Raw genomic sequence first — 15,010 nt, 5'->3', positions numbered from 1 at the left:
TCAAGGAGGAATACATAATGGGTGTTAAAGTTGCTATCAATGGTTTTGGAAGAATTGGAAGAAATGTATTCAGAGCTGCATTTAAGAAAAATGTTGACCTTGAATTTGTAGCTATCAACGATTTAACAGATGCAAAAACATTGGCTCATCTATTAAAATACGATTCTACTTTTGGTAAATTTGAAGGAGAAGTATCTTATACGGATGATGCGTTAATTGTAAATGGCAAGGAAATTAAAATTTTCAAAGAAACTGACCCTGCAAAGCTTCCATGGGGAGAATTAGGAGTAGACATTGTAATTGAATCCACAGGAAGATTTACAAACAAAGATGATGCTATAAAGCACATCCATGCTGGAGCTAAAAAAGTTATAATTTCTGCACCTGCTAAGAATGAGGACATAACAATTGTTATGGGTGTTAATGAAAACATGTATGACCCAGCTAACCATCATGTAATTTCAAATGCTTCTTGTACAACCAACTGCTTAGCACCAATAGCTAAGGTTATTAACGACAAATTCCGCATTAAAAAAGGTATGATGACAACAGTTCACTCTTACACAAATGACCAAAGAATACTTGACTTACCTCACAGCGATTTGAGAAGAGCAAGGTCTGCGGCTATGTCAATAATACCTACTACAACAGGTGCAGCAAAGGCTATTCACTTAGTAATTCCTGAATTAAAAGGAAAAATGAATGGTTTTGCGATGAGGGTTCCAACTCCAGACGTATCTGTTGTTGATCTTGTTGCAGAAGTTGAAGTACCTGTTACAGTTGAAGAGGTTAATGCAGCATTAAAAGAAGCTTCTGAAACATATATGAAAGGCATTTTAGGTTATTCTGAAGAGCCATTAGTTTCAATGGACTATAAAGGAGACGACAGATCTTCTATAGTTGATGCACCTCTTACAATGGTAATTGAAGGAACATTAGTGAAAGTTGTTTCTTGGTATGACAATGAATGGGGTTATTCCAACAGAGTTGTTGACCTTGCAAAATATATTGCTGACAGACTCTAAGTAGTAAAGGGTCCGTGTCCTTTGTGGACCGGACCTTTAAATCCTAATATAAGGAGGTTTTTGTGATGAAAAAGACAGTGCGTGATATAGATGTGGCAGGAAAAAGAGTTTTAGTGAGAGTAGATTTTAATGTGCCTATGGATGAAAACAAAAATATAACAGATGACACTCGTATAAAAGCAGCACTTCCTACTATTGAGTATTTAATAAATCACAATGCTAAAGTAATACTGGTATCCCATTTAGGAAGACCAAAGGGCAAAGTAAATCCAGAATATTCTTTAAAACCTGTTGCAAAAAGGTTGTCAGAGCTTTTAGGCAAACAAGTCATTATGGCAGAGGATGTAATTGGAGATGATGCTAAAACAAAAGCAGCTGCATTAAAAGAAGGAGAAGTATTGCTTTTAGAAAATGTGAGATTCCACGCAGAAGAAGAGAAAAATGACACTCAATTTGCAAAAGAGTTAGCTTCTTTAGCAGATATATATGTAAATGATGCTTTTGGCACAGCTCACAGGGCCCATGCTTCTACAGCAGGCGTTGCAGCTTATTTGCCGGCAGTATCAGGCTTTTTAATTGAAAAAGAACTTACTATTATGGGAGAAGCTTTAGAAAATCCAAAGAGACCATTTGTCGCTATATTAGGAGGAGCTAAAGTTTCTGACAAAATAGGGGTTATAACAAACCTATTAGAAAAAGTAGATAGCCTTTTAATTGGCGGTGGTATGGCTTACACCTTTATAAAAGCAAAAGGATATGAAATTGGTAAGTCGCTTTTAGAAGAGGATAAAATAGAGTTAGCTAAAGAATTAATGGAGAAGGCTAAGCAAAAAGGTGTTAATTTGATGCTTCCTGTTGATACAGTTATTGCTAAAGAATTGAAATCAGGCGTACCTTATGAAGTAGTCGATATAGACAAAATGCCTCAAGACCAAATAGGAGTAGACATTGGACCTAAGACTATTGAAGAATACTCAAAAGTGATAAAACACGCCATGACAGTAGTGTGGAATGGGCCTATGGGAGTTTTTGAAATTCCTGAGTTTGCAAAAGGTACAGAGGCTATTGCGAAAGCTTTGAGTGAATGCAAAGGTACTACTATAGTAGGCGGTGGTGATTCTGCAGCTGCTATAGAGCAATTAGGATATGCGGATAAAGTCACTCATATTTCTACTGGAGGAGGAGCTTCTCTAGAGTTTTTGGAAGGCAAAGTATTGCCAGGAATTGATGTTTTAAATGATAAGTAAAGGGGTGTTTGTTTTGAGAAGACCAATAATTGCAGGTAACTGGAAAATGCACATGACCCCTTCTGAAGCGGTGAAGTTAGTTGAGGAATTGATACCTCAAGTGAAAGACGCAAAAGCAGAAGTTGTAGTAATACCTCCTTTTGTTGACTTGACAGAGGTAAATAAAGTAATTCAAGGTACTAATATTCTTCTCGGAGCACAAGATATGTTTTGGGAAGAAAAGGGCGCATATACGGGGGAAATTTCACCTTTAATGCTTAAAGAGATTGGGGTGAAATATGTTGTAATAGGCCACTCTGAAAGAAGGCAGTATTTTGGTGAGACTGATGAAATGGTGAATAAAAAAGTTTTATCCGCTCTATCTCACGGCTTAAGTCCTATTGTGTGTGTAGGAGAATCTCTTTCTCAAAGAGAAGAAGGAAAAACTTTTGAAGTAGTTTTAAATCAAACTAAAGAGGCTTTAAAAGGTGTTTCCCACGATGATATTGTAAATGTAGTAATAGCTTATGAGCCAATTTGGGCTATAGGTACTGGCAAAACTGCTACAGCTAAAGATGCCAATGAAGTGATAAAAGCTTTAAGGAATACTATAGCTTCCCTTTATGGAAAAGAAAAAGCAAGTTTAGTTAGGATACAGTATGGGGGGAGTGTAAAGCCCGAGAACATTTCTGAACTCATGGCAGAGAGCGATATAGACGGGGCTTTAGTAGGGGGAGCAAGTCTTGTAGCATCAGATTTTGCAAAGATTGTCAATTATTAAGGAGAGGATTATATGCCTGAAAAATTAACCATGCTAGTTATACTGGATGGGTTTGGACTATCAGACAAAAAAGAAGGAAATGCAGTATATCAAGCTAATACTCCAAATTTAGATTTTTACTTTAAAAACTATCCCCATACGATTCTTTCCGCCAGTGGCCTTGCAGTAGGACTTCCTGAGGGACAAATGGGAAACTCAGAAGTAGGGCACTTAAATATTGGAGCGGGAAGAATAGTATATCAAGAACTTACGAGAATTAGTAAAGATATAAAAGAAGGTACTTTTTTTAAGAAAAAAGAATTTTTAGATGCGATAGAAAATGTAAAGAAAAACAACTCAAAACTACATCTTTTTGGCCTTTTGTCAGATGGAGGGGTTCACAGCCACATAACTCATTTATTTGCTTTAATGAAATTGGCAAAAGAACATGGGTTAAAAGAAATATATATTCATGCTTTCTTAGATGGAAGAGATGTTCCACCCGCCTGTGCAAAGGAATATATAAAGCAGTTTGAAGAAGAGTCAAACAGGATTGGCATAGGAAAAATTGCAACGATTTCTGGAAGATATTATGCAATGGATAGAGACAAAAGATGGGATAGAACTAAAAAGGCTTATGATGCAATAGTGTTGGGAAAAGGTGTTTATGCTAATTCACCAATGGAAGCAATAGATATAGCTTATTCAAAAGACCAAACTGACGAGTTTGTAGAACCAACGGTAATTTTAGAAAATGGAAAGCCAGTTGCTACGGTAGAAGCGGGGGATTCTATAATATTCTTCAATTTTAGACCTGACAGAGCAAGGCAACTTACCAGAGCTTTTATTGACGAGGTATTTAACCATTTTGAAAGAGAAAAAGGGTATTTGCCTGTATTCTTTGTGTCTATGACGCAATATGATGAAACCTTTGAAAACACACATGTGGCGTATAAGCCAGAAAGACTGGAGAATACTCTTGGTGAATACTTAAGTAAAAAAGGGATTAAACAGCTTAGAATTGCAGAAACAGAAAAATACGCCCATGTGACTTTCTTCTTCAACGGTGGCGTAGAAGAGCCAAATGAAGGGGAAGAAAGAATTTTAGTTCCTTCGCCTAAAGTAGCTACTTACGACCTAAAGCCAGAAATGAGCGCTTATGAGGTTACAGATACTGTAATACCTAAGATTATGTCAGATCAATATGGCTTTATTCTTTTAAACTTTGCAAATCCTGATATGGTAGGGCATACAGGAGTTTTAAATGCTGCAATAAAAGCGATTGAAGCAATAGATGAGTGCCTTGGAAGAATAGTAAATGCTGTTCAAAGTGTAGGAGGGACAATAATTATAACAGCTGACCATGGCAATGCGGAAGAGATGATTGACCCTGTGACAAAAGAGCCACAGACAGCTCATACTACAAACCCAGTTCCATTTATTGTTATAGGTGAGGGAGATATTGATTTAAGAAAAGATGGGATACTGGCTGACATTGCTCCTACAATTTTGGACATAATGAAACTACCAGTTCCTAAAGAGATGACGGGAAAATCTTTAATCATTGGAAGAAGATAAAATTTAAAATAAAATTTAAAAAGAAAGGAGAAATTGTCATGTCATCAATAATTGATATTTTTGCAAGAGAAATACTTGACTCCCGTGGAAATCCCACAGTTGAAGTAGAGGTAGAGTTAGATAGCGGTGCCGTAGGAAGAGCTGCTGTGCCTTCAGGGGCTTCTACAGGAGCTTTTGAAGCAGTTGAGTTACGAGATGGAGATAAATCAAGATATTTGGGAAAAGGAGTGCTAAAAGCTGTTCAAAATGTCAATGACATTATTGCTCCTGAGCTAATTGGCATGGAAGCACAAGACCAAGTAGCAATTGACAAAGCGATGATTGAACTAGATGGAACTCCCAATAAGAGCAAATTAGGAGCAAATGCTATCTTAGGGGTATCTTTGGCAGTGGCAAAGGCAGCAGCTGAGGAATGTGGTTTACCTTTGTATCAATACATTGGTGGAGTAAATGCAAAAACTCTTCCTGTGCCAATGATGAACATATTAAACGGTGGAAAACACGCTGATAACAATGTAGATATACAAGAGTTTATGATAATGCCTGTTGGTGCTCCAAACTTCCGTGAAGCATTAAGAATGTGTTCAGAAGTTTATCACAATTTGAAAAACGTGTTACATTCTAAAGGGTTAAGTACAACAGTTGGTGATGAAGGAGGTTTTGCTCCCAACCTTACCTCAAATGAAGAAGCTATACAAGTCATATTGGAAGCTATAGAAAAAGCGGGATATGTGCCAGGAGAAGATATAGTATTAGCATTAGATCCTGCTTCAACAGAGCTTTATAAAGAGGATGGGAAATATCATTTTGAAGGAGAAGGAATTGTAAGAACCCCCGAAGAAATGGTAGATTTTTGGGAACAACTTGTTAACAAATATCCTATTGTCTCTATTGAAGACGGTCTTGCAGAAGAAGACTGGAACGGATGGAAACTATTGACTGAAAGATTAGGCAAGAAGATACAGCTTGTAGGAGACGACTTATTTGTAACGAATACTCAAAGACTTTCAAAAGGTATAAGCATGGGAGTAGCAAATTCAATCCTTATAAAACTCAATCAAATAGGAACTTTAACAGAAACTCTTGATGCTATTGAAATGGCAAAAAGAGCAGGATATACAGCTGTTGTGTCTCACCGCTCAGGAGAGACAGAAGATTCAACAATTGCAGACCTTGTAGTTGGAGTAAATGCAGGGCAAATTAAAACTGGAGCACCTGCAAGAACTGACAGAGTCGTAAAATACAATCAGCTTTTAAGAATTGAAGAAGCTTTAGGAAGCACAGCTCAATATCTTGGCAAAAATGCTTTTTACAATGTAAAAAAGTAATTAAAAGGGGATCCAAATGGGTTCCCTTTTTTAATAGTCCGTGTAAAATTATAAGTTAGGTAATATTGCTGACATTTTGCACAAGAGAAGCGACTTGACAGCCCGGCACTCAACCGAAAATGTTAAAAAAGGAGAATAAGAGAAAGGACCAGCCCGTTCAGTTGAGTGCCGGGAAACTTAGCGAGACCGAAAGACGGAAGCGGGGCCGAAGCCAAGGATGGCGGAGGCGGGCAACTATTAACTTTTGACACACACTTTTTAATAAAACCTCTTGATTAAGAGATACATTATAGATATAATATAGTATGTGGTATTGTGTTTTTGACAGAGCAAAAATTAGAGATAAGGCGGTGTAAATATGCTAAAAACTGTACTTATGGTTATACAAATTTTGGTTAGCATTTTCTTAATAGTAGTTATACTTTTACAAAAGGGCAAAAGTGCAGGTATTTCTGGTGTAATTGCAGGAGGAGCAGAAACATTTTTTGGGAAAAATAAAGCTCGAACTATGGAGGGGACATTAGAAAGGCTTACAACTATAGCGGCGGCGTTGTTTATAATTTTGTCTATGGTATTGACTATAATGATGGCTAAATAAAAAAGACAGTGCATTTAGAAATTAAGAAACCCTTTATGGGTTTTTATTTTTACCACCATTAAAAAAGGCTAGGTGGTCAAATGAAAATTAGAGAAATTACAGAGGAATTAGAATATCAGCTGCTTTCTCCTTATGCGACAAAAAGCCGTGAAACTCGCGGCAGGGATAAAGAAGAGGAAAAATGCGATATAAGGACAGAATTTCAAAGAGATAGAGACAGGATTATTCATAGCAAAGCTTTTAGAAGATTGAGCCATAAAACACAAGTCTTTATTTCTCCAGAAGGTGACCATTATAGAACAAGGCTAACTCATACTTTAGAAGTAGCTCAGATTGCAAGAACAATTGCAAGAGCTTTGAGGTTAAACGAAGATTTGACAGAAGCTATTGCTTTAGGTCATGATTTAGGACATACTCCTTTTGGCCATTCTGGTGAGGAAGTTTTAAATAGACTTTTAAAAGATGGCTTTAGACATAATGAACAAAGCATTAGAGTGGTTGAGGTTTTAGAAAATGATGGAAAGGGTCTTAATTTGACTTGGGAAGTTAAGGATGGCATATGTAACCACTCTACCGCAGGAAATCCTCAGACTTTAGAGGGACAAGTAGTACAAATTTCTGATAAAATAGCATACATTAATCATGATATAGATGATGCAATAAGGGGAAAAGTTTTAAAGCCGGAGGATTTGCCAAAAGATTTAATAGGAATTTTGGGAGATAAGCATAGTAAGAGAATAGATACAATGGTAAAAGATGTTATAAATAATAGCTTAGGGAAGCCAAGAGTTTCAATGAGTAAAGAGATTTATGAGGCTACTTATAGCTTGAGGGATTTTTTATTCAAAAAAGTTTATATTGGGTCAAAAGCTAAAAAAGATGAGGAAAAAGCCAAAAGAGTAGTAGAGCAATTGTTTTATTACTTTTATGACAATATTGACAAGATGCCTCAAGAATTTATAAAACTTGCTGAGATTTATGGAAGAGAAAGAGCTGTTGCTGATTATATTGCTGGTATGACAGACAAATATGCTCTTTTAAAATACAAAGAGATTTTTTTGCCCAGTCCTTGGTTTGAGCAAAATATTTTTTGATTTTAATAAAAATTTAATAAAACCAAAGAAGGATTTTTAAATCTTTTGTCGAATATATATTGGTCGCTACTAATAAATTAATTTGGTAAAGAGGAATTTAACAATTTTTGTCGAATAGAATAATTAGGTGATATTGATGGCTTACTCAAGAGAAATGATTGAAAAGGTCATAGAAGCAAATGACATAGTAGATGTTATATCAGAGTATGTAGAACTAAAAAAAGCGGGAAAAGAATTTAAAGGTCTGTGTCCTTTTCATAGAGAAAAAACCCCATCTTTTATGGTCAGTCAAGAAAAACAGGTTTATCACTGTTTTGGCTGTAATGCCAGTGGAAATGTTGTTACTTTTATAATGGATATTGAAAATTTGACTTTTAAAGAAGCAATTGAATTTTTAGCAGATAGAGTGGGAATAACTCTTGAAGAAAGCCAACTAAGTGATCAGGAGTACCGAAGAAAGAAGCTTATTGACGAAATATATAAAATAAATAAATTAGCAGCTATGTATTTTTATAATAAGCTTTTTTCTGAAGAAGGTAGACAGGCTTTAGCTTATATAAGAAAAAGAGGTTTGACAGAAGCAACGATAAAAAAATTTGGAATAGGTTATTCACCACCTCAAGGAAATGGACTTTTAAATTTTTTAAAGGAAAAAGGCTATACAGAAAGTTTTCTGGTAAAGGCGGGACTTTTGTCTCAAAAAAATAACCGCTATTACGACAGGTTTAGAAATAGAGTAATGTTTCCTATTATAGATGTAAAGGGTAATGTTATAGGTTTTGGAGGCCGCTCTATTGATGATAGTTTGCCTAAATACTTAAACACTCCGGAGACAGAGGTCTTTAAAAAAGGCAAAACGCTATTTGCAATAAATTTTGCTAAAAAAACTCAACAAGACAAATTTATTATTGTAGAAGGATACATGGACGCTATTTCCTTACACCAAGCTGGAATAGATTGTGCTGTAGCATCTTTAGGAACCGCTTTGACAGGGGACCAAGCAAGACTCATAAAAAGGTATAAAGGAAATGTTGTAATTGCTTATGATGCGGATGAAGCTGGTATTAGTGCCGCATTAAGAGGACTTGACATTCTTGATGAATTGAATTTAAATATAAAAGTACTGACTATTCCTTATGGGAAAGACCCTGATGAGTTTATAAAAAAAGAAGGAGTAGAAGCATTTAATCAATTAATAGAAAATGCCGATAGTTTAATTGAGTTTAAAGCAAAGGTATATAGAAAAAATCTCGACCTTGATAACCCTCAAGATAGAATAATATATGTTAAAAAAATTGCAAAAGATATTGCAAAACTTTCTGATGAAGTGAAAAGGGAAGTCTATATTTCTTCAGTGGCTAAAGTTGCTCAAATATCTGAGAATGCAGTGAGAACAGAGGTTGCTCGTTTTGTCAATAGGGAAATTGAAAAAAATCAAAAAAATATGTATATGGCTGGCAAGATAAGGCATAATATATACAGTAGCAGTAGTAAAATATCACCAGAAAAGTACTTAATTGCATTGCTACTGTATGATAATAATCTTTACAAAAGGGTGAAAGAAACAATTACTGCCGATATGCTGGAGAATGTTAAATTAAAGCCAATTTTTGAAGAAATAATGTCAAGGTTGGAGGATGGGAAAAAAACTCAAATAAATGATATTGTTTATTTATTACAAGACGAAAATCTCATATCTGATTTTAACGATATTATTAAAGCTTTTTACGAGAGTGAAAATATTACTGAACAAGCTATTGATGATATTATAAACAAGATTCTCATTAACAGTTTGGCAGTTAAAAGAGAAAAGATTAAAAGAGCCATCAATGAAGCTCATATGTTGGGGGATATAGATAAAGAAAGGCAACTTTTAATAGAATTACAAAATTGTGAAAAGGAGATGCTAAAGATAAAAAATGGCTAAAAAGAAAGAAACCCATAGGGAGGGGAAACCTATGAACAACGAAGAATTGTCTAAAGAAGCCATTACAGAACTTATCAATAAAGGAAAAAAAACTGGGATGCTCACCTACAATGAGATAATGGATTCTTTAGAAGATATTGATTTAAATCCTGACCAAATTGAGAAGGTATATGATGCTTTTGAAGACATGGGAATTGAAATTGTTGGGGAAGAACCTCGTCAGGAAGAAATAACTGAAGAAGATTTAGACTTAGACCTTTCTCTTCCTGAAGGAATCAGTATAGATGACCCTGTGAGAATGTATTTGAAGGAGATAGGCAAGATTCCTCTTCTCACTCCTGAAGAAGAGATTGAATTGGCAAAAAGAATCGAACAAGGAGACGAAGAAGCTAAAAAAAGACTTATAGAAGCCAATTTAAGATTGGTTGTAAGCATAGCAAAAAGATACGTAGGAAGAGGAATGCTTTTCTTAGATTTGATACAAGAGGGAAATTTAGGGTTACTCAAAGCAGTTGAAAAATTTGACTATAGAAAAGGCTACAAATTCAGTACTTATGCCACATGGTGGATAAGACAGGCTATCACAAGAGCTATTGCAGACCAAGCAAGAACCATAAGAATCCCTGTACACATGGTAGAAACTATCAACAAATTGATAAGAGTTCAAAGGCAATTGCTGCAGGAATTAGGTCGCGAACCTACCCCTGAAGAGTTGGCAAAAGAGATGGGTATGCCAGAAGAAAAAGTAAGAGAGATAATGAAAATAGCGCAAGAACCTGTATCTTTAGAAACTCCTATTGGGGAAGAGGAAGACAGCCACTTAGGAGATTTTATACCCGATGAAGATGCACCAGCTCCAGCAGAAGCTGCTGCTTTTACAATGCTAAAAGAACAATTGATGGATGTTCTTGATACTCTAACGCCAAGGGAAGAGAAAGTACTAAGACTTAGATTTGGCCTTGATGACGGCCGAGCAAGAACTTTAGAGGAAGTAGGAAAAGAGTTTAATGTTACAAGAGAACGCATAAGACAAATTGAGGCAAAAGCATTAAGAAAATTGAGGCATCCCAGCAGAAGCAAAAAATTAAAAGATTTCCTTGATTAAATAAGCTTCTTGACAATGGGGCAAAAATCTGTATAATTATTATTGTATTCCTCAGTAGCTCAAGGGTAGAGCAACCGGCTGTTAACCGGTAGGTTGTAGGTTCGAATCCTACCTGAGGAGCCACTTTTTGGGCCTTTAGCTCAGCTGGCAGAGCGGTCGGCTCATAACTGATTGGTCCGGGGTTCAAATCCCTGAAGGCCCACCATTTTGATAAAAAAGCATTTAGCTTTAAATGCTTTTTTATTTTTTTATACTTTTAGGAGGATTACATGAAACTTACAGAGCGATTAGGGAAAATTGCTGAATATATTCCTCATGGGTCAAAAGTTGCAGACATAGGTACTGACCATGGTTTTATTCCTGTTTACCTTATTGAAAACAAAATAGCTACCTATGTCGTTGCTTCAGATTTAAATAAAGGTTCCTTAAATAAAGCTGTAAAAGAAGTTCAGAAGCGAAATTTGCAATCTTTGATAGACACAAGGTTAGGGAATGGTCTTAATGTTTTATCTCCAGGGGAAGTAGACGTAGTTGTCATTGCAGGTATGGGAGGAATTTTGATTACAAAAATATTAGAGGAAGGAAAAGATACTGCAAAAACTATTAAGAAATTTATACTTCAACCTATGAGAGATTCAACATATTTGAGGAAATACTTAATAGAAAATGGATATAAAATTTGTGATGAGGAATTAGTGAAGGAAAATCAAAAATATTATGAAATAATAGTAGCAGAACATGGTAGACAAAAAGTCAAAAATGACATATATTATCAAGTAGGGGAAAAACTCATACAAAAAAAACATCCACTGTTAAAAGAATTTTTGCAGTATAAAATCGACAAAATGAAGAAAATCATAAATAAACTTCCTGAAACCAATGAAAAGCGTAAGCAATTAGAGGAAAAAGTAAAGAAATTCGAGGTGTTGATAAATGGGCTTGAAATGCCAAGTAATAGCTTCCATAATGGATAAACTTGCACCGCGTAAATTTGCTGAAGAGTGGGATAACGTGGGATTATTAATAGGAGATGGTTCTAAAGATATCTCAAAAGTTTTAGTAGCTTTGGATGCTACTTCTGAAGTAATTAAAGAAGCGGTTGACAAAAAAGTAGATATGATTGTAACTCATCATCCGTTAATTTTTAAGCCAATAAAAAATGTCAGAGCTGATAATCCAGTGGGCTCATTGTTAATACAACTTATTAAAAATGATATCTCGCTTTATGCAGCCCATACCTCTTTTGATATAGCTCCAAATGGGGTGAATGATATTTTGTGTAATGTCTTAGGAATATACGATAGGGAAGTTTTGGATGTCACTTATTCCGAAGGATATAAAAAAATTGCAGTTTATGTGCCACAAGGATATGAAGAAGTGGTAAGAAATGCTATGTGCAGTGCAGGCGCTGGTTTTGTTGGGAATTATAGTGATGCTACTTTTCAGGCGCGAGGCATTGGAACTTATAGACCTTTAGAAGGAACAAACCCATTCATTGGTGAAACAGGGAAACTAGAAAAAACAGAAGAAGTAAAGATAGAAACTATAGTACCTCAGAGATATTTAGAAAAAGTGGTAACTGCAATGCTGAATGTTCATCCCTATGAAGAGGTTGCTTATGATATTTATTCTTTGGAAAATGTTAAAGAAGAATATGGGCTTGGAAGAATTGGAATTATTTCAGAAACTACTTTGCAAGAATTAGCTTTACAAGTAAAAGCAAAACTTAAAATTAATAATTTAAGAGTGGTAGGAGACCTAAATAAAAAGATCAGAAAAGTGGCTGTATGTGGTGGAAGCGGTGCAAGTCTTATTCACAAAGCTGTTTCTAAAGGAGCGGATGTTTTAATAACAGCAGATATTGGCTATCACGATGCAGTAGAAGCCCAACACCTCGGATTGGCTTTAATTGATGCTGGACATTTTGCTACGGAGAATATTGCAGTCAGGTTTATTGCAGAATATATAATCGATGAAACTCAGAAACAGGGACACGAAATAGAAGTATTAATTAGTGAAAGTCAAAAAGATCCTTTTATGTATCTATAATTAGGTTGACAAAAACAGATATATATGATAATATATACTCGACTGATATTAGAAAAATATATATGAAATAACGCATGTGAGTAAGTCGGATGGCCGCGTGCGATTTCGCACGAGGAAAGTCCGAGCTCCACAGGGCAGGGTGCCGGGTAACACCCGGTGGAGGCGACTCCAAGGAAAGTGCAACAGAGATATACCGCCTGGCACTCAACTTGTTTAGTGCCAGGTAAGGGTGGAAAGGTGAGGTAAGAGCTCACCAGGGACCAGGCGACTGGTCTGCTCTGCAAACCCCACCTGGAGCAAGGCGAATAGGAGGGAGTAGGTGGCCCGCCGTTTCCCTCGGGTTATGCCGCTAGAGGTGTCAGGCAACTGACCCCCTAGATAGATGGCCATCCTCGACAGAACTCGGCTTATAGACTTGCTCACATGCATTTAAAATACCATGATTTTGTGGTATTTTTTATTTTTTATTTATACAAAATTAAAAAATTGTTTGGTCCATAAATTTTTGTTTGATTTAAAAGCTGTTTTTTGCTAATATTATATATGGGCAAAACTATTATAGAAGGAGAGATTCAGATGAGCATACATATTGGGGCTAAAGAAAACGAAATCGCTCAAACAGTGTTATTGCCAGGAGATCCTTTAAGGGCTAAATACATAGCAGAAAATTTTCTTGAAGATGTAAAATGTTACAATGAAGTTAGAGGAATGTATGGTTTTACAGGATATTATAAAGGGAAAAGAGTGTCAGTTCAAGGGACAGGCATGGGAGTACCTTCTTTATCTATTTATGTAAATGAGCTTATAACCAGTTACAACGTGAAAAATCTTATAAGAATAGGTACTTGTGGTTCTTTGCAGCCAGATATCAAACTCAGAGATATAGTAATTGCCATGAGCTCTTCAACAGACTCTGCAATAAATAAGATTAGATTTAATGGCATGGATTATGCTCCTACAGCAAGTTTTAAATTATTGAAAAAAGCCTATGATAAAGCAATGGAGTTAGGAATACAACCTAAAGTAGGAAATATTCTTACAACGGATACTTTTTATAATGATGACCCAGACAGTTGGAAACTATGGGCGAAGTTTGGTGTTTTGGCAGTAGAAATGGAAACTGCAGGACTATATACTTTGGCTGCTAAGTACAATGTAGATGCTCTTACAATATTGACAGTGAGCGATAGCTTGGTTACCGGAGAAGCAACGACAGCTGAAGAAAGGCAAAAGACTTTTATGGACATGGTGAAAATTGCACTAGAAATAGCTGAATAATTTTTTAAAAGAGGATAACCTTGTTTATCCTCTTTTAAAATAATTGAAAAAGGAGCTGATAGTTGATGAAACCTTTAAAATTTAAGCCTATTTTTATGGAGAGAATATGGGGAGGTACTGCATTAAGAGATAAATTTGGATTTGATATTCCCGAGGGTAAAAAAATTGGAGAATTGTGGACAATATCTGACAATAGAACAGCTGTTAGTGTAATTGAAGGTGGAGAATTTAATGGCCAAAAACTAAGTGATATAGCCTACAAATTTTTTGAGGATATATACGGTAAAGGGGTAAATTATGAGAGATTTCCTTTACTTATCAAAATAATTGATGCACAAGACAAACTTTCTGTCCAAGTTCATCCAGATGATGAATATGCTTTTAAATACGAAAATGGCGATTCTGGAAAAACAGAGATGTGGTATATAATAGATGCAAAACCAGGGGCTAAACTTGTATGTGGTTTAAAGGAAGGAACTACAAAAGAAGAATTTAAAAGGCTATTGGAGGAAGAAAGATTAGAAGAATGTTTAAAAGAAATAGAAGTAAAGCCAGGAGATGTGGTTTACATACCTTCAGGGATGGTGCATGCTATAGGTGAAAGCATACTTATTTGTGAAATTCAACAAAATTCAGACCTCACCTATAGAGTATATGATTACAATAGAGTAGATGAATTCGGGAGGAAAAGGAAGTTACATATAGAAAAAGCATTAGATGTTATAGATTTTAATTTAAAAACAGATAAAATAATACCTGAATTTAAAGGAATACAAGGCGGACGCATATCTCATGTTGTTAAATCTCCATATTTTCAGGTAAGTATAATTGAAATAAATGAAGAAGTAAAAATAGATACAGAAGGAAAATTTAACACTTTAACAGCTGTAGAAGGAAATTGTAAAATTGACTATTATGAAGGTACTGTTGAATTAAAGGCAGGAGAAACTGTATTAATACCTGCTTCTATTCCAAGTTATACAATAGAGGGCAATTGCAAGGTGCTCAAAGCTTATATATAGAAAGCGTAAATATTGACAAC

13 protein-coding genes, 2 tRNA genes and 1 other RNA gene are annotated in these 15,010 nt (G+C 35.5%); all 16 read left to right on the top strand.

Annotation, left to right across the window (positions count from 1 at the left end; translation table 11 throughout):
* The first annotated feature begins 17 nt into the window (after positions 1–17).
* A complete protein-coding gene (gap, locus tag EB239_RS11300) occupies positions 18–1,025 on the top strand; it encodes a type I glyceraldehyde-3-phosphate dehydrogenase (protein ID WP_003870200.1) in 1,008 nt (335 codons plus the stop codon).
* 65 nt (positions 1,026–1,090) lie between these two features.
* The gene (locus EB239_RS11295) at positions 1,091–2,272 is read left to right on the top strand and encodes a phosphoglycerate kinase (protein WP_003870199.1); all 1,182 of its coding nucleotides are present in this window, start codon (positions 1,091–1,093) and stop codon (positions 2,270–2,272) included.
* Positions 2,273–2,285: 13 nt separating this feature from the next.
* The gene (gene tpiA, locus EB239_RS11290) at positions 2,286–3,032 is read left to right on the top strand and encodes a triose-phosphate isomerase (RefSeq protein WP_012269154.1); all 747 of its coding nucleotides are present in this window, start codon (positions 2,286–2,288) and stop codon (positions 3,030–3,032) included.
* Positions 3,033–3,044: 12 nt separating this feature from the next.
* The gene (gene gpmI / locus EB239_RS11285) at positions 3,045–4,589 is read left to right on the top strand and encodes a 2,3-bisphosphoglycerate-independent phosphoglycerate mutase (RefSeq protein ID WP_003870197.1); all 1,545 of its coding nucleotides are present in this window, start codon (positions 3,045–3,047) and stop codon (positions 4,587–4,589) included.
* A gap of 38 nt (positions 4,590–4,627) precedes the next feature.
* Positions 4,628–5,917 (top strand): phosphopyruvate hydratase, encoded by a 1,290-nt coding sequence (gene eno / locus EB239_RS11280; protein ID WP_003870196.1) that lies wholly within the window; start codon positions 4,628–4,630, stop codon positions 5,915–5,917.
* 358 nt (positions 5,918–6,275) lie between these two features.
* Positions 6,276–6,515 carry a preprotein translocase subunit SecG gene (gene secG / locus EB239_RS11275; protein ID WP_003870195.1) on the top strand — a complete coding sequence of 80 codons (240 nt, stop codon included), beginning with the start codon at positions 6,276–6,278 and terminating at the stop codon, positions 6,513–6,515.
* Positions 6,516–6,595: 80 nt separating this feature from the next.
* Positions 6,596–7,609, top strand: a complete 1,014-nt coding sequence (locus EB239_RS11270) for a deoxyguanosinetriphosphate triphosphohydrolase (RefSeq protein WP_003870194.1) — start codon at positions 6,596–6,598, stop codon at positions 7,607–7,609.
* A gap of 136 nt (positions 7,610–7,745) precedes the next feature.
* Positions 7,746–9,536, top strand: coding sequence for a DNA primase (dnaG, locus tag EB239_RS11265; protein ID WP_003870193.1), 1,791 nt, complete (start codon positions 7,746–7,748; stop codon positions 9,534–9,536).
* A 31-nt stretch (positions 9,537–9,567) separates the two neighbouring features.
* A complete protein-coding gene (gene rpoD / locus EB239_RS11260; RefSeq protein ID WP_003867211.1) occupies positions 9,568–10,641 on the top strand; it encodes an RNA polymerase sigma factor RpoD in 1,074 nt (357 codons plus the stop codon).
* Positions 10,642–10,689: 48 nt separating this feature from the next.
* Positions 10,690–10,764: transfer RNA gene (locus EB239_RS11255), tRNA-Asn, on the top strand.
* 6 nt (positions 10,765–10,770) lie between these two features.
* Positions 10,771–10,846: transfer RNA gene (locus EB239_RS11250), tRNA-Ile, on the top strand.
* 64 nt (positions 10,847–10,910) lie between these two features.
* Entirely contained in the window at positions 10,911–11,615 is a 705-nt protein-coding gene (locus EB239_RS11245) for a tRNA (adenine(22)-N(1))-methyltransferase (protein ID WP_003870192.1), read from the top strand.
* Positions 11,575–12,690 carry a Nif3-like dinuclear metal center hexameric protein gene (locus EB239_RS11240; protein ID WP_003870191.1) on the top strand — a complete coding sequence of 372 codons (1,116 nt, stop codon included), beginning with the start codon at positions 11,575–11,577 and terminating at the stop codon, positions 12,688–12,690. Before EB239_RS11245 ends, EB239_RS11240 begins: the two co-directional genes overlap by 41 nt.
* Positions 12,691–12,767: 77 nt before the next feature.
* An RNA gene (gene rnpB / locus EB239_RS11235) (RNase P RNA component class A) lies at positions 12,768–13,116 on the top strand.
* 150 nt (positions 13,117–13,266) lie between these two features.
* Positions 13,267–13,968 carry a purine-nucleoside phosphorylase gene (gene deoD, locus EB239_RS11230; protein ID WP_003870190.1) on the top strand — a complete coding sequence of 234 codons (702 nt, stop codon included), beginning with the start codon at positions 13,267–13,269 and terminating at the stop codon, positions 13,966–13,968.
* Between the two features lie 65 nt (positions 13,969–14,033).
* A complete protein-coding gene (manA, locus tag EB239_RS11225) occupies positions 14,034–14,990 on the top strand; it encodes a mannose-6-phosphate isomerase, class I (protein ID WP_003870189.1) in 957 nt (318 codons plus the stop codon).
* Positions 14,991–15,010: the final 20 nt, after the last annotated feature.

Origin of the sequence: Thermoanaerobacter ethanolicus JW 200, assembly GCF_003722315.1 — a bacterium.
In the GTDB taxonomy this organism is placed as follows: Bacteria; Bacillota; Thermoanaerobacteria; order Thermoanaerobacterales; family Thermoanaerobacteraceae; genus Thermoanaerobacter; species Thermoanaerobacter ethanolicus.
Note: the sequence above shows the minus strand (reverse complement) of the source record. Positions and strands in the feature narration are given on the sequence as shown.

Excerpts from the sequence above, each read along its gene's own strand:
- gap (WP_003870200.1), top strand. The coding sequence starts at position 18 with ATGGGTGTTAAAGTTGCTATCAATGGTTTTGGAAGAATTGGAAGAAAT.
- EB239_RS11295 (WP_003870199.1), top strand. The coding sequence starts at position 1,091 with ATGAAAAAGACAGTGCGTGATATAGATGTGGCAGGAAAAAGAGTTTTA.
- gpmI (WP_003870197.1), top strand. The coding sequence starts at position 3,045 with ATGCCTGAAAAATTAACCATGCTAGTTATACTGGATGGGTTTGGACTA.
- eno (WP_003870196.1), top strand. The coding sequence starts at position 4,628 with ATGTCATCAATAATTGATATTTTTGCAAGAGAAATACTTGACTCCCGT.
- secG (WP_003870195.1), top strand. The coding sequence starts at position 6,276 with ATGCTAAAAACTGTACTTATGGTTATACAAATTTTGGTTAGCATTTTC.
- EB239_RS11270 (WP_003870194.1), top strand. The coding sequence starts at position 6,596 with ATGAAAATTAGAGAAATTACAGAGGAATTAGAATATCAGCTGCTTTCT.
- dnaG (WP_003870193.1), top strand. The coding sequence starts at position 7,746 with ATGGCTTACTCAAGAGAAATGATTGAAAAGGTCATAGAAGCAAATGAC.
- rpoD (WP_003867211.1), top strand. The coding sequence starts at position 9,568 with ATGAACAACGAAGAATTGTCTAAAGAAGCCATTACAGAACTTATCAAT.
- EB239_RS11245 (WP_003870192.1), top strand. The coding sequence starts at position 10,911 with ATGAAACTTACAGAGCGATTAGGGAAAATTGCTGAATATATTCCTCAT.
- EB239_RS11240 (WP_003870191.1), top strand. The coding sequence starts at position 11,575 with ATGGGCTTGAAATGCCAAGTAATAGCTTCCATAATGGATAAACTTGCA.
- deoD (WP_003870190.1), top strand. The coding sequence starts at position 13,267 with ATGAGCATACATATTGGGGCTAAAGAAAACGAAATCGCTCAAACAGTG.
- manA (WP_003870189.1), top strand. The coding sequence starts at position 14,034 with ATGAAACCTTTAAAATTTAAGCCTATTTTTATGGAGAGAATATGGGGA.